The organism is Lactobacillus amylovorus DSM 20531 (assembly GCF_002706375.1).
Taxonomy (GTDB): Bacteria; Bacillota; Bacilli; order Lactobacillales; family Lactobacillaceae; genus Lactobacillus; species Lactobacillus amylovorus.
In genome coordinates this window covers 531,361-551,348 of record NZ_CP017706.1, presented here as the reverse complement: position 1 = coordinate 551,348, position 19,988 = coordinate 531,361, and the positions used below count along the sequence as shown (strand labels likewise).

15 protein-coding genes and 1 pseudogene are annotated in these 19,988 nt (G+C 39.2%); all 16 read left to right on the top strand.

Annotation, left to right across the window (positions count from 1 at the left end):
- Window positions 1-17: 17 nt before the first annotated feature.
- The 16 genes and pseudogenes from LA20531_RS02805 (at window position 18) to LA20531_RS02730 (ending at window position 19,981) form a co-directional block, all read left to right on the top strand.
- Window positions 18-899, top strand: a complete 882-nt coding sequence (locus LA20531_RS02805) for an SPFH domain-containing protein (protein WP_013438451.1) — start codon at window positions 18-20, stop codon at window positions 897-899.
- Between the two features lie 220 nt (window positions 900-1,119).
- A complete protein-coding gene (locus tag LA20531_RS02800) occupies window positions 1,120-2,781 on the top strand; it encodes a formate--tetrahydrofolate ligase (protein ID WP_056939770.1) in 1,662 nt (553 codons plus the stop codon).
- A 12-nt stretch (window positions 2,782-2,793) separates the two neighbouring features.
- The gene (gene purE, locus LA20531_RS02795) at window positions 2,794-3,279 is read left to right on the top strand and encodes a 5-(carboxyamino)imidazole ribonucleotide mutase (protein WP_056939769.1); all 486 of its coding nucleotides are present in this window, start codon (window positions 2,794-2,796) and stop codon (window positions 3,277-3,279) included.
- On the top strand, window positions 3,245-4,420 hold the full coding sequence (purK, locus tag LA20531_RS02790; RefSeq protein ID WP_056939768.1) for a 5-(carboxyamino)imidazole ribonucleotide synthase: 1,176 nt from the start codon (window positions 3,245-3,247) through the stop codon (window positions 4,418-4,420). Before purE ends, purK begins: the two co-directional genes overlap by 35 nt.
- A gap of 203 nt (window positions 4,421-4,623) precedes the next feature.
- The gene (gene purC / locus LA20531_RS02785; RefSeq protein ID WP_013642318.1) at window positions 4,624-5,340 is read left to right on the top strand and encodes a phosphoribosylaminoimidazolesuccinocarboxamide synthase; all 717 of its coding nucleotides are present in this window, start codon (window positions 4,624-4,626) and stop codon (window positions 5,338-5,340) included.
- Complete coding sequence (gene purS, locus LA20531_RS02780) at window positions 5,341-5,595, top strand: phosphoribosylformylglycinamidine synthase subunit PurS (RefSeq protein ID WP_013438446.1); 255 nt, start codon at window positions 5,341-5,343, stop codon at window positions 5,593-5,595. It begins immediately after the preceding gene.
- A complete protein-coding gene (purQ, locus tag LA20531_RS02775; protein ID WP_056939767.1) occupies window positions 5,592-6,263 on the top strand; it encodes a phosphoribosylformylglycinamidine synthase subunit PurQ in 672 nt (223 codons plus the stop codon). Before purS ends, purQ begins: the two co-directional genes overlap by 4 nt.
- Window positions 6,260-8,488 (top strand): phosphoribosylformylglycinamidine synthase subunit PurL, encoded by a 2,229-nt coding sequence (purL, locus tag LA20531_RS02770; RefSeq protein ID WP_056939766.1) that lies wholly within the window; start codon window positions 6,260-6,262, stop codon window positions 8,486-8,488. The genes purQ and purL overlap by 4 nt, the downstream gene beginning before the upstream one ends.
- Window positions 8,464-9,905: pseudogene (purF, locus tag LA20531_RS02765) on the top strand (amidophosphoribosyltransferase). Before purL ends, purF begins: the two are co-directional and overlap by 25 nt.
- A 1-nt stretch (window position 9,906) precedes the next feature.
- Window positions 9,907-10,944, top strand: a complete 1,038-nt coding sequence (purM, locus tag LA20531_RS02760) for a phosphoribosylformylglycinamidine cyclo-ligase (RefSeq protein WP_056939765.1) — start codon at window positions 9,907-9,909, stop codon at window positions 10,942-10,944.
- Between the two features lie 9 nt (window positions 10,945-10,953).
- Window positions 10,954-11,550, top strand: coding sequence for a phosphoribosylglycinamide formyltransferase (gene purN, locus LA20531_RS02755; RefSeq protein WP_056939764.1), 597 nt, complete (start codon window positions 10,954-10,956; stop codon window positions 11,548-11,550).
- Window positions 11,551-11,552: 2 nt separating this feature from the next.
- The gene (gene purH, locus LA20531_RS02750; RefSeq protein ID WP_056939763.1) at window positions 11,553-13,094 is read left to right on the top strand and encodes a bifunctional phosphoribosylaminoimidazolecarboxamide formyltransferase/IMP cyclohydrolase; all 1,542 of its coding nucleotides are present in this window, start codon (window positions 11,553-11,555) and stop codon (window positions 13,092-13,094) included.
- Window positions 13,095-13,106: 12 nt separating this feature from the next.
- Window positions 13,107-14,366 (top strand): phosphoribosylamine--glycine ligase, encoded by a 1,260-nt coding sequence (purD, locus tag LA20531_RS02745; protein ID WP_056939762.1) that lies wholly within the window; start codon window positions 13,107-13,109, stop codon window positions 14,364-14,366.
- A gap of 326 nt (window positions 14,367-14,692) precedes the next feature.
- A complete protein-coding gene (hsdR, locus tag LA20531_RS02740) occupies window positions 14,693-16,996 on the top strand; it encodes an EcoAI/FtnUII family type I restriction enzme subunit R (RefSeq protein ID WP_056939761.1) in 2,304 nt (767 codons plus the stop codon).
- Between the two features lie 13 nt (window positions 16,997-17,009).
- Complete coding sequence (locus LA20531_RS02735; RefSeq protein WP_056939760.1) at window positions 17,010-18,488, top strand: class I SAM-dependent DNA methyltransferase; 1,479 nt, start codon at window positions 17,010-17,012, stop codon at window positions 18,486-18,488.
- The gene (locus LA20531_RS02730) at window positions 18,488-19,981 is read left to right on the top strand and encodes a restriction endonuclease subunit S (protein ID WP_056939759.1); all 1,494 of its coding nucleotides are present in this window, start codon (window positions 18,488-18,490) and stop codon (window positions 19,979-19,981) included. Before LA20531_RS02735 ends, LA20531_RS02730 begins: the two co-directional genes overlap by 1 nt.
- Window positions 19,982-19,988: the final 7 nt, after the last annotated feature.

Sequence of the window (19,988 nt, the reverse complement as noted above, 5' to 3'; positions counted from 1 at the left end):
GTTTTGAGGTAAAAATTATGATAGCAAGAATTATTATTGGCATTATTGTTGTTTTAGTTATTGTGTATGTTTGTTGTGGTTTTAGAATCGTTCCACAAAATAATGAAGGTTTGGTTGAAACCTTGGGTAAGTATTCTAAGACAGTAAAAGCTGGATTTATCTTTGTCTGGCCACTTTTCCAAAGAATTCGCAAAGTTCCATTAGCACTTCAACCACTTGAAATTTCTAAGTACTCAATTATTACCAAAGATAATGCTGAAATTTCTACTAGTTTAACTTTGAACTACTTGGTCACTGATTCATACCGTTACTTCTACAACAACACCGACTCAGTTGAATCAATGGTGCAATTAATCCGTGGTCACTTGCGTGACATTATTGGTCGTATGGATTTGAACGCAGCCCTTGGCTCAACTAAGGAAATTAACGATCAACTTTTCACTGCAACTGGTGACCTGACTGATATCTACGGTATCAAGGTCGTTCGTGTCAACGTTGATGAACTTTTACCAAGTGCTGAAATTCAACGTGCCATGGACAAACAACTTACTGCCGACCGTGAAAAGACTGCCGCAATTGCTAAGGCCGAAGGTGAAGCTCGTACCATTGAAATGACCACTAAGGCTAAGAACGATGCTTTGGTTGCTACTGCTAAGGCCAACGCTGAGGCAGTTAAGACGCAAGCTGATGCCGACGCTTACCGTGTACAAAAGATGCAAGAAGCCTTGTCAAAGGCTGGCGAAGGTTACTTCAGAAACCAAAGTTTGGACAGCTTTAACCAATTGGCTCAAGGCCCTAACAACTTGATCGTGGTTGGCAAGGATGAAATGACCGACTTGGGTAAGGTTCCTGCTTTGAAAAAGGTGTGGGATGCCAGCGACGATAAGAAAGATGAATAAATAAAAATTAGCTCAATTCTCAAATGAGGATTGAGCTTTTTTCTAAGTAAAGTCAAGTACCATAGGGTATTTGACTTTTATTTTTGAATAAATAAAATATAGTTCGCAAAATATAACTTTGCAAATCCTTACATAGTGATGTATTGTATTAATATAACAATAAATAAGAACGATACTATAAGTATTAAGTAATATTGTACGGTATATGAAAGGAACAATCATGCCAACTGACATTGAAATTGCTGATGCAGCCAAAATGCAACCGATCACTGAAATTGCCCAAAAGTTAGGCTTGTCCAGTGATGATATTGAACAATATGGTCACTATAAAGCTAAGATCAACTTGCCTGTTAAGGAAATTGAAGGGAAGAAACACAAATTGATTTTGGTGACAGGTATTAACCCAACTTCTGCTGGTGAAGGGAAATCCACTGTTTTAGTTGGCTTGGGGGATGCGCTTAACCAATTAGGCCATCAAACTACCATTGCCATGCGTGAACCATCAATGGGACCAGTCTTTGGGATCAAAGGCGGTGCAACAGGTGGTGGCTATAGCCAAGTTGTCCCAATGGAAGACATTAATTTAAACTTCACTGGTGACATGCATGCCTTAACTTCTGCTAACAACACCTTGGCGGCTCTAATCGATAACTACATTATGCGCGACAATGCTTTAGGACTTGATCCACGCAGAATCATTTGGAAGAGAGTCGAAGACGTTAACGATCGTGCTTTAAGAAACGTGGTTACTGGACTCGGTGGCATCATGCAAGGTGTTCCTCGAGAAACCGGCTTTGATATTACCGCTGCTTCAGAAATGATGGCCATTCTTTGCTTATCTGAGAGCTTGCACGATTTAAAGAAGAGAATTGGTCGCATCGTTGTTGGTTATACCTATGACAAGAAGCCTGTTACCGTTGATCAATTGGGCTTCACTGGTGCAATTACACTTTTATTGAAAGATGCTATTAAGCCTAACTTAGTTCAAACTTTGGATCACACTCCTGCTATTGTTCACGGTGGACCATTTGCCAACATTGCTCATGGCTGTAACTCAGTCTTGGCTACGCAAATTGCGCTAAAGACTTCTGATTATACCGTTACTGAATGTGGCTTCGGTGCAGATCTTGGTGCCGAAAAATTCTTGGATATCAAGCGACCAGTCTTAGGCAAGACGCCAAATGCCGTGGTAATTGTCGCAACTTGTCGTGCACTTAAGCTCAACGGTGGTGCCGATAAGAATAATTTGACTGAAGAAAATCTTCAAGCCTTGCAAAAAGGTATGGCAAACTTGCGCAGACACGTTAAAAACATGCAAGGCTATAATTTGCCAATTGTGGTTGCGATTAATCACTTTACTAGTGATACTGAGGCTGAAATCAAAGCAATCCAAGATGCTTGTGCTGAAATGGGCGTAAAAGCTATTGAAGTTGACGCTTGGGCCAAAGGTGGAGAAGGCACGCAAGATTTGGCTAAAGAAGTAGTTCAACTTGCCGACCAAAAATTTGATTTCCACGAATTATATAAGAATTCTGATTCAATTGAAGACAAATTAAACGCCATTGCTACCAAGATTTATGGCGCAAAACGTGTAGTTTTGTCTAACAAAGCCAAAAAGCAAATTAAGACTTTTGATAAACAAGGCTGGAACAAGCTGCCTGTATGTATTGCTAAGACCCAATATTCATTTACAGATGATCAAACTAAGCTAGGCGCTCCAACTGATTTTGATTTCCATATTCGTTCCTTTGTACCTAAATTAGGTGCCGGCTTCATTGTCGCTTTATCAGGTACCATGATGACTATGCCTGGTCTAGCAAAGCATCCAGCCGCAGAAAATATGGATATTGATGATCAAGGTCAAATTACAGGACTATTTTAACAAGGAAGAATCATGTCTGAAATAAGCGTAATTATGGGTAGTAAGTCAGATTGGCCAACGATGAAGCATGCGTGTGAAATCTTGGATCAGTTCAATGTTAGCTATGATAAACATGTTATCTCGGCCCATAGAATGCCAAAGGAAATGTATGATTTTGCCCAAAATGCTGAGAAAAATGGCACTAAAGTAATTATTGCGGGTGCCGGTATGGCAGCTCATTTGCCTGGCATGACTGCCGCAAATACCGTGATTCCAGTGATTGGTGTTCCCGGTCAAACTAAGGCATTAGGTGGCATGGATTCTCTTTTATCTATTGTGCAAATGCCAACAGGAATTCCTGTGGCTACGACTGCCATTGGTAATGCAGGTGCAAGTAATGCAGCACTTCTTGCACTGGAAATTCTTGGAATTAGTGATGAAAAAATAAGACAGCAGCTAAAAGACTATCGACAAAAGATGCATGATGAAGCAAAAGAAAGCAGTGCAGAACTTGACTGATCCAGATTTTATTGAGCAAGGTAAAACAATTGGCATTATCGGAGGTGGTCAATTAGGACAAATGATGGCCTTGTCAGCTAAATATGGCGGCATGAAGGTTATTACGCTGGATCCGACACCAGATTGTCCTTGTGGTCAGGTAGCCGATAAGCAAATTGTGGCCGAATATTCAGATGTTAAAGCGATCGAAGAACTGGCAAAAGAAAGTGACGTTTTGACATATGAATTTGAGAATGTGGATCTTAATGCACTGAAGGATGTTGCTGACAAAGTAAAAATTCCTCAAGGCACCAATCTGCTCTATATTACTAAGCATAGACTGCGTGAAAAGAACTTCTTGCGTAGTGCTGGTTGTATGACCGCACCTTATCTTCCTGTTAAAAACATGACTGATTTAAAAGAAGCGATTAAAAAGATTGGCTATAACTGTGTCCTTAAAACCTGTGAAGGTGGCTACGATGGCCACGGCCAAGAAGTTTTAAAGAGCGATGCCGATCTTGAAAATAATGAGCACATCAAAGAGATTCTAGCTACAGGAGACTGCATTCTTGAAGGCTGGGTGCCATTCAAAGTTGAAGCTTCTGTCATGGTCGCAAGAAATGCAAAAGGCGAAGTGACAGTTTTCCCAGTTAGTGAAAACTACAATGCCGATGAAATTTTGCATATTAGTATTGTGCCAGCACGTGTTTCAAAAGAAATTTATGCTAAAGCACAGGCTATTGCTAAGCAAATTGCAGAAGCAATTCATTTGCGCGGTATTTTGGGTGTGGAGCTATTTATTCTGGATAACGGTGATATTTATGTCAATGAACTAGCACCACGTCCGCATAATTCAGGTCACTATTCGATTGAAGCCTGCAATTTTGACCAGTTTGATATCCATGATCGTGCTATTTGCAATTTGCCGTTGCCTAAGATTAAGCTGTTGTCCAAAGTGGTAATGGTGAATGTTTTGGGTCAACATGTAGCCGGCGTAAGAAAAGTCATTCCTGAAAAGAGCAACTGGCATTTTCACTACTATGGCAAGGCCGAAATCCGTCATAATCGTAAAATGGGCCACGTTACAATTCTTACTGACGATATTGAAAAAACGTTGCAAGAAATTAATGACACCCATATTTGGAAAACAAAAGTAAATTAATCTTGTTTAAGCAGAGCTATTAAAGCTCTGTTTTTTATTTATCATTTTCACTAAAACACGAACAATACTTCGTGATAGTATTTTTAATGCTCTATAATATATTGGCATTATAAGCAATAGCTGATAATATTGTCAGCATAAAGTGAACAAATTAGTATTCACTCTTTAATAATATTCGTATTTTTACCAAGAAGAAAAATAAAATGGCAAAGTTGTTGTATACCGGTAAAGTTAAGGAAATGTGGTCTACAGATGACCCAGAAGTTTTACGTGTGGTTTATACAGACCAGGCAACTGCCGGTAATGGCGAGAAGAAGGATGACTTTAAGAACAAAGCCTATTTAAACAACGAAATTTCAACTTTGATTTTTGAATACTTGTCCAAAAACGGAGTTCCAACTCATTTCATCAAGAAAATCTCAGACACTGAAGAATTAGTTAAAAAGTGCGATATGTTCCCACTTGAAGTTGTTACTAGAAATATTGCAGCTGGCCATTTCTCAAGTCGTTATGGCTTGGGCGAAGGTGAAAAATTCGATACGCCAGTCGAAGAACTTTTTTATAAGAGTGATGAACTCGACGACCCAATCATGAACGAATCTGATGCGATTGCATTACATATTGCGACCGCTGAAGAGCAAAAGAAGATCTGGGAATTGTCTCGTCAAGTTAACAAGCTTTTGATTCCGCTTTTTGATAAGGCTGGAATGGAATTAGTCGATTTCAAACTTGAATTTGGTAAAGATGCAGATGGAAATATCATCCTTGCAGATGAATTTTCACCAGATAACTGCCGTCTTTGGGATAAAAAGACCAAGAAGCATATGGATAAAGATGTCTACCGTAGAGACATCGGCGATTTAACTACTGTTTATGAACAAGACTTAGCCCGCATTCAAGAAGCACTTAAGGAGATCTAAATGACTACTGTCCGTATTTACGTAACCTACAAACCTTCAGTTTTTGATCCACAAGGAGCTGCAATCACCGATTCAGTTAATTCCCTTGGTCATGACGAAGTCAAAAAAATCGTCGTTGGTAAGTTCTTCGATGTAACAGTTGATGAAGATGACTTAGATAAAGTTAAGGCTGATGTGAAGGATATCGCTGAAGCTTTATTGGTTAACTTCAACATGGAAACTTACAAGATCAAAGTTTTGGAGGAAAACGCATGAAAATTGCAGTAATCGTTTTTCCAGGTTCTAACTGCGATATCGACATGTACGAAGCCTTTCACACTGTTTGCCAGGCAGATGTCGAATATGTTTCTTACAAGGAAAAAAGTTTAGCTGGCTTTGATGTAGCTGTTTTACCAGGTGGCTTTTCTTATGGGGATTATTTAAGAACCGGCGCAATTGCTCGCTTTTCAAACATTATTCCAGCCGTTAAGAAGATGGCAGAAGAAGGAAAGTTAGTTTTAGGTGTCTGCAATGGTTTTCAGATTTTAACAGAAATGGGACTGCTTCCAGGAGCACTTAAGAAAAACGATAGCCTTCAATTTGTTTGCAAGACTGTCACTTTAGAAGTTGAGAATACGCATACGCCATTTACTACTGAGTATGAAGATAAAGAACTTATCCGTATTCCTATTGCTCATGGCGACGGCAGCTATTACGCAGATGAAGATGTACTTGAAGATTTAGAAGTAAATCACCAAGTTGTCTTTAGATATCATGGTGAAAATCCTAACGGCAGTCTGCATGATATAGCTGGTATTTGTAACAAAGAAGGAAATGTTCTAGGCATGATGCCACACCCTGAAAGAGTGGTAGAACAAATTCTCGGTGGAACAGATGGGTTGCCTTTATTTAAGTCACTTTTAAAAGCAGGAGTTCAAGCATGAAACAAGCGATGACACCAGAAGAAATCAAAGAAAAGAAACCTTACCTTGATTGGAGTTTATCAGAACGTGAATATGACTATATTTGCGATCATTTGCTTCATCGCTTGCCCAACTACACAGAAATCGGCTTGTTCTCCGCAATGTGGAGCGAGCACTGTTCTTACAAAAAATCTAAGCCAGTGTTGAAGCTGTTTCCAACCACGGGTAAACGCGTAGTACAAGGTCCAGGTGAAGGTGCTGGTGTAGTTGATATCGATGATGGTCAAGCCGTTGTTTTTAAGGCTGAAAGTCACAATCACCCAACTACAGTAGAACCTTACCAGGGTGCCGCAACCGGTGTTGGCGGTATTTTAAGAGACGTTTTCAGTATGGGCGCTCGCCCCGTTGCAATCCTTGATTCTTTGCACTTTGGTGAATTGAAAGATAATCCAACAATGCGCTACAAGATGGAAGAGACCATCAAGGGCGTCGGCGACTATGGCAACTGCATGGGAATTCCTAATTTAGGCGGAGAAACAACTTTTGATCCTTGCTATAATGGCAACATTTTATTAAACGCCATGAATGTGGGAATCATGGATATTAAAGATATGGAGCATGGGGATGCTACAGGTGTTGGCAATGCGGTAATGTACGTTGGTGCTAAAACCGGGCGTGATGGTATTCACGGTGCTACCTTTGCTTCAGCCGACTTTTCTGAAGAACATGCGACCCAACGTTCAGCGGTTCAAGTTGGTGATCCATTTATGGAAAAATTATTGATGGAAGCTTGCTTGGAACTGATCTTGAATCATCGTGAATGGCTTGTTGGTATTCAAGACATGGGAGCAGCCAGCATCGTTTCTTCAAGTGCTGAAATGGCCACTGAAGGTAAATCCGGGATGGATCTCAATCTTAACTTGGTACCTCAGCGTGAACCTAACATGTCAGCTTACGAGATTATGCTTAGCGAATCGCAAGAAAGAATGCTCCTTTGTGTAAAGAAGGGCCATGAAGAGGACGTTAAAAAGATCTTCGATGAATTTAATCTTGACGCTGTAACTATTGGTCGCATTACTGATGATGGTAGATACGTGCTTCATCACGATGATCAAGTGGTATGTGATATTCCAGTGGTAACTTTAACTGAAAAAGTCCTTGAAGAAAAAAGCGCAGAAAAGAAACCACAAAGAATCATTGATGCTGAGCAAAGTGAAAATTGGCAACCAAATATTGAAAGTGCCGGTCAAACTTTAAAAGATCTTTTGAACCAGCCAACCATTGCTAACGATCAATTTGTAACGCAACAATATGATTCACAGGTTCGAACGGACACGATTGTAGGTCCTGGTTCAGATAGCGGCGTCTTGCGCGTGCGCCATACTAAGAAGGCAATTGCGATGACTACTGATACTAATGGACGCTTTGTCTATCTTGATCCAAAAGTTGGTGGTCAAAGAACTGTCCTTGAAAGTGCAACAAATATCGTGGCTAGTGGTGCCCAACCTTTAGCAATTACTGACTGTCTTAACTATGGTGACCCTAATGATCCAGAAATTTTCTGGGAATTGCATCAATCTTGTCAAGGGATTGCCGATGCATGTGAAATTTTAGAAACACCGGTTGTTTCAGGAAATGTCTCTCTTTATAACGAAAATAATGGCAAGGCGATTTATCCATCACCAATGATTGGGATGGTTGGTTTAATCAAGGATTATGATCACGTCATTCCAATGCACATGCAAAAAGCAGGTGACAAGATTTATCTAGTGGGTAAGACAGATGATGATTTTGCTAGCTCAGAATTGCAAAAGATGATCACTGGTGAAATTAGCGGATTGCCACATGCGCCAAACTTGCCAGAGATAAAGCAATACCTTTACAAATTGCAAGCATTAATGGCTAACGGTTTAGTCAAAAGTGCACACGATCTAAGCGAAGGTGGCTTAGGCGTTTCCTTAGCTGAAACACTTTTTGATACAGACTTTGGTGCAAAGGTAAAGCTTGATTTTGATAAAAATCTGCTTTTCAGTGAGCCTCCAGGTCGCTTGATCGTTTCAGTTGATCCTGCAAATGCGGCAAAATTTGAACAAGAAATGGGCGATTCCGTTAGTGAAATTGGTCAAGTTACTGCTGATCAGCAATTGAACATTTCGCTGGCCAACGATCAAGTAAATGAAGATGTAGCTGAATTGCAAAAGATTTGGAAGGAGTGCATCCCTTGTTTAATGAAATCAAAAGCCTAAATGAGGAATGTGGCGTCTTTGGTGCACCTGATGCCAGTCAATTAACTTACCTAGGTTTGCATAACTTGCAACACCGCGGACAAGAAGGGGCCGGCATCGTCTCAAGCGATGGTGAGCATTTGTATCAACACCGCGATCGTGGCCTTTTATCCGATGCTTTTGCTGATCCGAATGATTTAAAAAATTGGTCGGCGACAGTGCCATTGGTCACGTTCGCTACAGTACAACGGGTCGTAATTCGATTCAAAACGTACAACCATTTCTCTTTCATTTTCTAGACGGTGATGTTGCTTTAGCCCACAACGGCAATTTAGTTAATGCCGTGTCTTTACGAAACAAGCTCGAAAAACAAGGTGCGATTTTTCAATCCTCATCTGATACCGAAATCTTGATTCACTTGATTCGTAATCATATCAAAGATGGCTTTATTTCAGCTTTAAAGCAAAGCCTGAATGAAGTTCACGGTGGTTTTGCCTTCCTGCTTTTGCAAAAAGATCGCATGATTGCGGCACTTGATCCTAATGGGATTCGTCCCTTATGTATTGGTAAATTGGACAATGGCGCCTACGTTGTTTCTAGCGAAACTTGTTCACTTGACATCATCGGTGCCAAGTTTGTTTGTGATGTGCAGCCTGGTGAATTAATCATCATTGATCGAGATGGGATGAAAATTGATCATTTTACTAAAAATACGCATTTAGCAATCTGCTCAATGGAATACGTCTATTTTGCTCGTCCTGATTCAATCATACATGGTGTGACTGTTCATAATGCTAGAAAAAGAATGGGGCGGCTGCTAGCTCGTGAGGCTCCAGCCGATGTTGACATGGTAATTGGCGTACCAAACTCATCTTTGTCAGCTGCTTCTGGTTACGCCGAAGAATTGGGGTTGCCTTATGAAATGGGTCTGGTTAAAAACCAATACGTTGCCAGAACCTTCATTCAGCCAACTCAAGCCTTGCGTGAAAAGAGTGTTAAGTTAAAACTGTCAGCTGTTCGTGGTGTCGTTGCTGGTAAAAAGATCGCGGTCATCGACGATTCGATCGTAAGGGGAACCACTTCTAAGCAAATTGTCAAAATGCTTAAAGATGCTGGTGCTAAAGAAGTACACCTTAGAATCGCTAGTCCTCCATTTAGATTTCCATGTTTTTACGGCATTGATATTTCAACTAAAGCCGAATTAATGGCAGCTCATTATTCAGTAGAAGAGATGCGGAAAATTATCGGTGCTGATAGCCTTGGCTTTTTAAGCGTTGACAGCTTGATCCAAGCAATCGATGTGCCTGATCGAGGAGACTCATCGGGTCTGACAGTTGCTTACTTTAATGGAAAGTATCCAACTAAATTGGATGATTACGAAGCTGGCTATTTAGCTTCTCTCAATGCCCAAGAACGGCGACAAAGAAAGGATTTATAAAATGAATCGTTATAAAGAAGCAGGTGTTGATGTTACTGCTGGTTACGATTTAGTCAATCGAATTAATCCGATGGTAGCCGCAACCAAGCGTAAAGGCGTGATGGGCGGCATTGGTAGTTTTGGCGGGATGTTCGACTTAGAAGAACTAGGCTATAAGCATCCGGTCCTCGTTTCAGGCACCGATGGCGTTGGTACTAAGTTGATGATTGCGCAAAAGATGCACCAAAACGACACGGTCGGCATCGATTGCGTGGCCATGTGCGTTAACGATGTGCTAGCCCAAGGTGCGGAACCTCTGTTTTTCTTAGATTACATTGCCTGTGGTCATAACGATCCAAAGAAATTGGCTGACGTAGTTAAGGGCGTGGCTGAGGGATGCAAGCAAAGCGGCTCTGCCTTAATTGGTGGTGAAACCGCGGAAATGCCCGATATGTATGAACCCCACGAATATGATTTGGCTGGTTTTTCAACTGGGATTGCGGAAAAAGAGGACTTATTATCTAGTTCTTTAGCCAAAGCAGGCGATCATTTAATTGCTTTGCCATCGAGTGGCGTCCATTCTAATGGTTTCAGTTTAATTAGAAAAATTTTGTTCAAAGATCACGACGTTTCATTAAGCGACAAACCAGCAGAATTAGCGGGCAAAACCGTAGGCGAAACACTCCTTACGCCAACCAGAATCTATGTCAAAGCAGTTTTGCCACTAGTAAAAAAGCATTTAGTTCACGGCATTGCCCATATTACTGGTGGCGGCTTTATCGAAAACCTACCTCGAATTTATGGCAATGACTTGCAAGCAGTGGTTAATAAAGGTTCGTGGCCTGTTTTACCAATTTTTGATTATCTGAAAAAACTAGGCGATTTAGATGAACGAGATTGCTACAACACTTTCAATATGGGCGTTGGTTTAGTTTTAGCCGTTCCAGTAGAAAACGTTGCTGCAGTCAAAGAACAACTAAATCGCGAGAATGAAAAATTCTACGAAATTGGTCAATTAGTTGCACGCCCCGAAGGGGAAGAAAAGATCGTAATCAAATAGAGGAGAAAAATGAGAGTTGCTATTTTAGCTTCTGGGAATGGAACCAACTTTGAAGCTTTAACTAAAAAGTTTCAAGCCGGCGAAATTCCCGGAACCGAGGCTTTAATGTTTTGCAATCATCCAAATGCCCCGGTAGTGAAAAGAGCCGAGAGATTAGGCATCCCGCATGAAGCATTTTCCGTTAAAGAATGCGGTGGCAAAGATGCCTATGAAAAGCGCCTGCTAAAAGTTTTGCAGGATTATCAAATTGATTTCATTGTTTTATCCGGATATCTCAGGGTGGTTGGCCCCACGATTTTAAACGAATATCCAAATGCAATTATCAACTTGCATCCCGCCTTATTGCCAAGTTATCCCGGCCTCAATTCAATCGAAAGAGCTTTTGATGATTATAAAAAAGGCAAGATAAAAGAAACCGGCGTGACGGTGCATTTTATCGATGCCCATTTGGATCATGGGCCTATCATTGCTCAACAGGCTGTCCCAATTTATCCAGATGATACGGTTGAGACGCTTGAAGCAAGAGTTCATGAAACAGAACATCAACTATTCCCAGCTACGTTAAGAAAAGTATTAAGTCAAAGAATGGAAAAGGAAGAAAACTAAAAATGAAACGTGCATTAATCAGCGTTAGTGATAAGACCAACTTGGTAGATTTTGCCAAAGGCTTAACCGAAAATGGCTATGAAATTGTTTCTACCGGTGGTACCAAGAAGACTTTAGATGAAGCTGGTATCAAGACAATCAGCGTTGAAGAAGTTACTAATTTCCCTGAGATTTTGGACGGCCGTGTGAAGACTTTGAACCCATATATTCATGGCGGACTTCTTGCTAAAAGAAACGATCCGGAACATATGGCAACTTTAGAGAAATTGAACATCAAGCCAATCGATTTAGTTTGCGTTAACCTTTATCCATTTAAACAAACGATTGAAAAGCCGGATGTTACTAGAGAAGAAGCAATCGAAAACATTGATATTGGTGGTCCAAGCCTTTTACGTGCCGCTTCGAAGAACTATCAAGATGTCACTGTCGTAACCGATAAAGCTGACTATGATTTAGTTTTAAAAGAAATTGCGGAAAATGGTAACACCACGCTTGAAACAAGAGCAAAACTAGCAGCTAAGGTGTTTAGAGCAACTGCCGCTTATGATGCAATTATTGCCAATTACTTAACTAAGCAAGTTGGTCTTGAAGATCCCGAAAAACTGACTTTGACTTATGATCTGAAGGAAAAGATGCGCTACGGTGAAAACTCCCACCAAAAAGCATGGCTTTACGAAGATGCAATTCCAAAGAGCTTCTCAGTTTTGCAAGCACACCAATTGCACGGCAAGAAGCTTTCTTACAACAATATCAAGGATGCCGACGAAGCACTGCGCTGCATTCGTGAATTCCAAGATGAACCAACTGTTGTTGCAATGAAGCACATGAATCCATGTGGTATTGGCCGCGGCGACACGCTTGAAGAAGCTTGGGACCGTGCATATGAAGCCGATTCAGTTTCAATCTTTGGTGGTGTGATTGCTTTAAACAGAAAAGTTGATTTAGCTACTGCCGAAAAGATGCACAAGATTTTCTTAGAAATCATCATTGCACCGGGCTTTGCCGACGATGCACTTGAAATTTTGGAAAAGAAAAAGAATGTCAGATTGCTTGAATTAGACTTTGATAAGGAAAATGAACCAACTCGTCCAGAAGTTGTCTCAGTTATGGGTGGTATTTTGCAGCAAGAACAAGATGCTTTAGTTGAAAACACTGATGACTGGAAAGTTGTAACTAAGGCTCAACCTACTGAAGCACAACTCAAGACTATGATGTTTGCCTTGAAGGCGGTAAAACATACCAAGTCTAATGCGATTGTGGTTGCAAACGATGAAAGAACTCTTGGCGTAGGTGCTGGTCAACCTAACAGAATCGATTCCGCTAAGATTGCGATTAAACATGCTGGGGATGCCATTGATGACCGCGCAGTCCTTGCGTCAGACGCCTTCTTCCCATTCAATGATTGTGTGGAATATGCGGCTAAACATGGCATTAAGGCGATCGTTCAACCTGGTGGTTCCATCCGCGATAAAGACTCAATCGAGATGGCAGACAAGTACGGCGTGGCAATGGTATTTACAGGTTACCGTCACTTTAGACACTAATTGGTGAAAACGATGAAAGATGATTTAGTTTTATTGGTTGTTGGTTCAGGTGGACGCGAATTTGCGGTAGCGAAGAAGTTAAAAGAGAGCCCGCATGTGAAGACTGTGTATTGTGCACCGGGCAATGTGGGGATGCAAACAATTGGCGTTGAAACTGTACCAATTGAAGAAACTGATCTTGATGGTCTGCTGGATTTTGCCAAAAGCCACAATATCGATTGGACATTTGTTGGTCCAGAAAATGTCCTTTGTGCTGGCATTACTGATAAATTTGAAAAGGCAGGACAAAAGATTTTTGGTCCTAACCAAAGAGCAGCCCAACTAGAAGGCTCAAAAGATTACGCTTTGCGCTTCATGAGTAAATACAACATCCCAACGGCTCGCTATGAAACTTATACTAGTGCCGAAACCTGTATTGCCGGGTTAAAGGACTTTGATTTTCCAGTAGTTATCAAGGAAGATGGCTTGGCTGGTGGCAAGGGCGTAACCATTGCTAAGAATCAAGACGTCGCTGAAGAAACGATCAGAGAAATGTTTGCTGGTGGTCAAACTGCTGTTGTGCTTGAAGAATGCTTGGTTGGTCCTGAATATTCCATGTTTGTGGTTGTTTCTGAAGATCAATTTACCATTTTGCCAATGGCGCAAGATCATAAGCGAGTTGGCGATGGCGACAAAGGTCCCAACACCGGTGGCATGGGATCATATTCTCCTTTGCCACAGCTGAGAAAAGAGGATCGTCAAAGAATGATCGACGAGATCGTGAAGCCCACGATGAATGGTTTAGTTCAAGGCAATTATCATTACTGCGGCGTTTTGTACATTGGCTTAATGTTAACTGAGGATGGTCCCAAAGTCATTGAATATAATGTCCGCTTGGGCGATCCTGAAACGCAAGTTGTCTTGCCTCGTGTTAAAAATGACTTTGCGCAAGTAATCGACGCAGCGGTAAATCATGAAAAGCTGCCTGAAATTGAAGAAAATGATTGCTCTATCTTAGGCGTGGTTGTTTGCAGCAAAGGCTATCCAACGCATCCGGCACCTAATGTGAAGATCGGCAAGTTGCCTCACGGCACTAATACTTATATCGATTATGCCAACGTGAAAGGTAATTTGGATAATCTGATAGGTGATGGTGGCCGTCTGTTCATGGTAATTTCGGAAGCCGACAATCTAGTCCAGGCGCAGGATAATGTGTATTCTTATTTGAGTAAGCTTGAGCTGCCAGATTGCTTCTACCGCCATGATATTGGCAATCGTGCTTTGAGAGATTAGATGTTTAAAGAAAGTCCCAGTTAGGGCTTTTTTGTTTTGGCTTAAATTGGTATAATTAATACGAACATTTGGTTGCACTGATAGGATTGATGATAAAATTTTCTCCACGTAAGTGGAGGTGATCCTGAAGCGACTTTTAATAGAAGAACGAGTAATTAGTGTTCTCCACGTAAGTGGAGGCTTTGAAGATAATTAAAAAGCTCTTAGTTGTGAAAACTAAGGGCTTTTTCAATAGCATGAATATTGAGTTGTAGCGCTTTTTCTACGATAATAGAACTAAAAGTGATTTTTGATGAATCAAATCCTAACTAAATGAGGTGAATGATATGGATCCTGAAAAAATGAATTTAACGGAGGAGGATATCAAGAACAGATATATTTCACCTGCTATTTTTGAAACAGCAGGTTGGAAGAAAAAAGACTCTTTGATGGAATATTACTATACGGATGGCCAGATCAATGTTGTAGACGATGTGGCTAAACGTAGTAATGGTAAAAAGGTGGATTATTTACTTTTATATAAGCCTAATTATCCGATTGCTGTAATTGAAGCTAAGGACAGAAAAAAGCACCCACAACCCAGTGCAGGGTTGCAGCAAGGTATGGGGTATGCCAGAGATTTACAAGTTCCATTTGCTTATTCTTCAAATGGGGATGCATTCGTTGAGCATGACATGCTGACAGGCAAAGAAAGAACCTTAACTCTTGATGAATTTCCAACTAAAGAAGAACTTTGGAAGAGATATATTAAAGAAAAGAAACTATCTGACAAAGAAATCAAAGCAATTAATGAGCCATATTATTCATCCAGAGATACATATTCACCTCGATATTACCAGCAAAATGCTATTAACCGTGTAGTAGAAAAGATAGCTAATGGTGATCGTCGTGCCTTATTAGTCATGGCTACTGGTACGGGTAAGACTTACACTGCCTTTCAAATTGTTTATCGTCTATTAAAAGCTGGGATTAAACATAGAGTTCTTTATTTAGCTGACCGTAATATTCTTGTTGATCAGGCTAGAATAGGTGATTTTAATCCATTAAGTGACAAGATAACTAAAGTTCAAGATGGACATATGGATAGCTCATATCCAATTCAATTTGCTTTGTATCAACAACTAGCAGGAAAAGATGAAGATGTTGGACATGAACCATTTAGACAACTTAAGCCTGACTTCTTTGATTTAGTTGTAATCGACGAAGCTCACCGTGGTTCGGCTAAAGCTGATAGCCAATGGCGTAAAATTTTGGATTACTTTGATGGCCCTAATGTAACTCATTTAGGTATGACTGCTACACCTAAGAATGATAAAGAAGCTTCGAATATTCAATACTTTGGCGATCCAGTTTATACATACTCGCTTAAGCAAGGTATTGAAGATGGTTTCTTGGCCCCATATAAAGTTATCAGAGTTAATTTCAATGTAGATATTAATGGCTTCCGTCCATTTAAGGGTGAAAGGGACAAGCACGGTCGTGAGTTTGATAAGAAATTATATACAACACGCGACTTTGATAAAAATCTAGTCATTGATGAACGTACCGAAATGGTTGCTAAATATGTAAGTAAATATATGAAGGACAACGATCGACGTTGGGATAAAACTATTGTCTTTTGTGAAGACATTGAGCATGCTGAAAGAATGCGTCAGGCTTTCGTGAATGAAAATACTGACTTAGTTGCCGAAGATTCACGTTATGTCATGAGAATTACCGGTGATGATAATACTGGTAAAGCACAGTTAGATAATTTTGAGGATGTTGCAAGTAAAGTTCCTACAATAGTTACGACTTCTAAGCTATTAACTACGGGTGTTAACGTAAAGACTTGTAAGACAATTGTGCTAGATTCAAACATTAATTCCATGACGGAATTTAAGCAGATCATCGGTCGTGGTACTCGATTAGATACAGATCATGGGAAGAGTTACTTCATTATTATTGATTTCCGTGGAGTATCAAGATTATTTGCTGATCCAGCATTTGATGGTGAGCCAATTGAAATAATTGATGGTAACAAAGGTACAGGATCTCACAAATCTCATCATCCTGGTGTTTCTGAGCCACCTAAAGAAAAATATGAAGTAAGTCATAATGTAAAAGTTTCAAATGCAGAAACGCAATTCTTAGATGAACATGGTAATTTGATCACTACTTCTTTAGTGGATTACACCAAGAAAAATATTCTTGGGGAATATGCTACATTGGATAATTTTCTTAAGGCTTGGAATAAAGCTGATAAGAAGCAAGTGTTGCTTGATGAAATGGAAAAGCATGGCATTCTTTATAAAGAAATTATCAAGCAAAAGGGCATTAAAGATATGGATCCATTTGATTTGATGGTCCATCTTGCTTACAATCAAAAACCACTGACCAAATCAGAGAGAATCAAGAATGTTAAGAAGTCAGGTATTCTTGATAAATATCAAGGTGCTGCTAGAGAAGTTCTGGATACTTTACTAGAAAAGTATAAGGATGATGGTATTACTGATTTGGAAAGTAATAAGGTATTAAGCTTACCTGAATTTGAAAAATATGGTGGCGCAGTTAAAATCATTTTGAGCTTTGGTGGTAAAAAGAATTACGAGAATACTATTAAAGAAATTAAAGAGAAAATCTACAGTTAGGGAGTTTTATTAAATGGCAGGTACAACAACTCAGTTTGTTAAGAGAATAAGAGATATTATGCGTAATGATCCAGGTATCAATGGTGATGCGCAGCGAATTGAGCAACTATCTTGGATCTTATTCTTGAAAGTTTATGACGACAGAGAACAAGTTTGGGACATTGATCAAGATGATTATGAATCAATTATTCCTGAAGGGATGCACTGGCGTGAATGGGCTGAAGACAATAAAGATGGTAAAGCTTTAACTAGTGATGAATTACTAGACTTTGTTAACAATAAATTATTGCCTACGTTGAAGAACATCACTGTAACTAATGAAACTCCTATTAGCAAGGCCATTGTAAAAGATGCCTTTATTGATGCAAACAACTACATGAAGAATGGTGTTTTATTGCGTCAGGTAGTAAATGTAGTTAATGAAGTTGACTTCACTGATCCTAAAGATCGCCACTTGTTTGGTGATATTTACGAAAGTATCCTGAAAGAACTTCAAAGTGCTGGTAGTTCTGGTGAGTTCTACACTCCACGTGCTTTGACTGACTTTATTGCAGAAACTTTAAAGCCAAAGTTGGGTCAAAGAATAGCAGACTTGGCTTGTGGTACTGGTGGCTTCCTTGTTAGTGCTCTGAATATTTTGAATAAGCAAGTTCATAGTGTTGAAGACAGAGAACTGTACAATAAAGCAGTTTTCGGTATTGAAAAGAAGGGTCAACCTTATATTTTAGCTGTAACTAACTTGCTTCTTCACGATGTTGATAATCCAGACATTGTTCATGGAAACTCACTCGAAAAGCGTGTTACTGAATATACTGATAAGGATAAGTTTGACTTAATTATGATGAATCCTCCATTCGGTGGATCAGAGTTACCTATTATCAAGCAAAATTTCCCTACAGATTTACAAAGTAGTGAAACTGCTGACTTGTTCTTGGCATTGATCATGTATCGTATTAAGGACAATGGTAAAGTTGGTGTGATTTTACCAGATGGTTTCTTGTTCGGTAATGATGGTGCAAAACTTAATATTAAGAAGCGCATGCTTAAGGACTTCAATCTTCATACAATTATTCGTTTACCAGGTAGTATCTTCAGTCCATATACTTCAATTGCAACTAATATTTTGTTCTTTGATAAGACTGGTCCTACTAAAGAAACTTGGTTCTATCGTTTAGATATGCCTAAGGGATACAAGCACTTCTCTAAGACTCGTCCAATGAAACTGGAACATTTTGATCCTGTACGTGAATGGTGGAATGATCGTCATGAAATTCAAGATGATGATGGTAATTACAAGTCTAAGGCTTATACTCCTGAAGAATTAGCTAAGAATAATTACAACTTTGATTTGTGTGGCTTTCCAACAGAAACTGAAGAAGTTCTACCACCATTTGAATTGATGGATAAATATCAAAAAGAGCGTAAAGAATTAAATGCGAAGATTGATAAACAATTATCCATTATTAAACAATTGCTTGAGGAGGATGACTAATGACTCCTGAACAATTAAAAGCTTCAATTCTTCAATATGCAGTGGAAGGTAAGCTAGTTAAGCAAGATCCTAATGATGAACCTGCCAGTGAATTGCTTAAGAAGATCGAAAATGAGAAAGATCAATTAATTGAAGAAGGTAAAATTAAGAGAAGTAGAAAATTGTCTGCAATTACTGATGAGGAAAAGCCATTTGATATTCCAAAAAATTGGACGTACGGAAGACTAAAGCAAATTACCACATTTGGAAATTTTGATTCTGTAAAAGGGACATCTATTCCTGATAATTCGTGGGTTGTAGATATGAAGGATGTTCGTAAAGATGGTGGAGGATTTTTAGCAATTGTTAGAAAAAAGTCTACTGATATTTATAAAAGCAATAAATACTATTTTTCTAAAAATGCAGTCTTGTATGGAAAATTGCGACCTTATCTTCGAAAAGTTGAAGTTGCTAAAGCGGATGGATTTACAACTACTGAAATGTTTCCAATTAATGTAGTTGATATTAATACTTTGATTCCACAGTATTTAAGATATGTTATGCTTTCACCATATTTCGTTGATCTTGTTAATGATTCTATGTACGGTATGAAAATGCCGCGTGTAGGTACAACTTTTTTAGCAAAAATGGTAATACCACTCCCACCATTAGAAGAACAAAAACGTATTGTAGCCAAAATTGAAAAATTAATGCCTTTGGTGGATGAATATGCTGAATCATATAATCGTCTTCAAAAGATTGATAATGAATTTGAAGATAAATTAAAACAATCTGTCTTGCAGTATGCTATGGAAGGCAAGCTGATTAAGCAAGATCCTAATGATGAACCAGCCAGTGAATTAATCAAGAAGATTAAAAATGAAAAAGCTGAATTAATCAAAGAAGGCAAGATTAAGAAGAGCCAAAAGTTACCTGTAATTACTGATGATGAAAAGCCGTTTGATATTCCTGATAGTTGGGAATGGATAAGACTGGGAGACTATGCGGAAAAGATTACAGATGAAGTTGCCAGTGGTAGTTTTGCAGCTATTAGAGATAACGTACGAAAATATAAAACAGAAAATTACGCTATTATGGTAAAAACAGCAGATTTTGCTAATCATTTTAGTAAAAATCTGACATATACTGATGAACATGGATATAATTTCTTGAACAATTCAAATTTATTTGGAGGGGAATTGATCTTAAGCAATATTGGATCAATTGGGAAATGTTTTATTGTTCCTAAATTAAATAGGCCGATGACATTAGCTCCTAATTCTATAATGACTAAACTGATTGATCCTAAACTTAATAAGTTTTTGTATTACTTTATTAAATCTCCAATAGGTAATTTTGAGTTATTGCAAATAGCTTCAGGGACAACAATGAAAAAGTTTAATAAAACAAATTTAAAGGGGATATTAATACCAATTCCACCGTTAAATGAACAAAAACGTATTGTTTTTGAAATTGAAAAAATTGTAAATTCAATAGACAAGTTATCTAAATAGATTGGAT

Bases quoted from the DNA above. Each gene is read 5' to 3' on its own strand.
- purE (WP_056939769.1), top strand. From the start codon at position 2,794: ATGTCTGAAATAAGCGTAATTATGGGTAGTAAGTCAGATTGGCCAACG.
- LA20531_RS02735 (WP_056939760.1), top strand. From the start codon at position 17,010: ATGGCAGGTACAACAACTCAGTTTGTTAAGAGAATAAGAGATATTATG.
- purQ (WP_056939767.1), top strand. From the start codon at position 5,592: ATGAAAATTGCAGTAATCGTTTTTCCAGGTTCTAACTGCGATATCGAC.
- purH (WP_056939763.1), top strand. From the start codon at position 11,553: ATGAAACGTGCATTAATCAGCGTTAGTGATAAGACCAACTTGGTAGAT.
- purD (WP_056939762.1), top strand. From the start codon at position 13,107: ATGAAAGATGATTTAGTTTTATTGGTTGTTGGTTCAGGTGGACGCGAA.
- purM (WP_056939765.1), top strand. From the start codon at position 9,907: ATGAATCGTTATAAAGAAGCAGGTGTTGATGTTACTGCTGGTTACGAT.
- purC (WP_013642318.1), top strand. From the start codon at position 4,624: ATGGCAAAGTTGTTGTATACCGGTAAAGTTAAGGAAATGTGGTCTACA.
- purL (WP_056939766.1), top strand. From the start codon at position 6,260: ATGAAACAAGCGATGACACCAGAAGAAATCAAAGAAAAGAAACCTTAC.
- LA20531_RS02730 (WP_056939759.1), top strand. From the start codon at position 18,488: ATGACTCCTGAACAATTAAAAGCTTCAATTCTTCAATATGCAGTGGAA.
- LA20531_RS02800 (WP_056939770.1), top strand. From the start codon at position 1,120: ATGCCAACTGACATTGAAATTGCTGATGCAGCCAAAATGCAACCGATC.
- hsdR (WP_056939761.1), top strand. From the start codon at position 14,693: ATGGATCCTGAAAAAATGAATTTAACGGAGGAGGATATCAAGAACAGA.
- LA20531_RS02805 (WP_013438451.1), top strand. From the start codon at position 18: ATGATAGCAAGAATTATTATTGGCATTATTGTTGTTTTAGTTATTGTG.
- purN (WP_056939764.1), top strand. From the start codon at position 10,954: ATGAGAGTTGCTATTTTAGCTTCTGGGAATGGAACCAACTTTGAAGCT.
- purS (WP_013438446.1), top strand. From the start codon at position 5,341: ATGACTACTGTCCGTATTTACGTAACCTACAAACCTTCAGTTTTTGAT.
- purK (WP_056939768.1), top strand. From the start codon at position 3,245: ATGAAGCAAAAGAAAGCAGTGCAGAACTTGACTGATCCAGATTTTATT.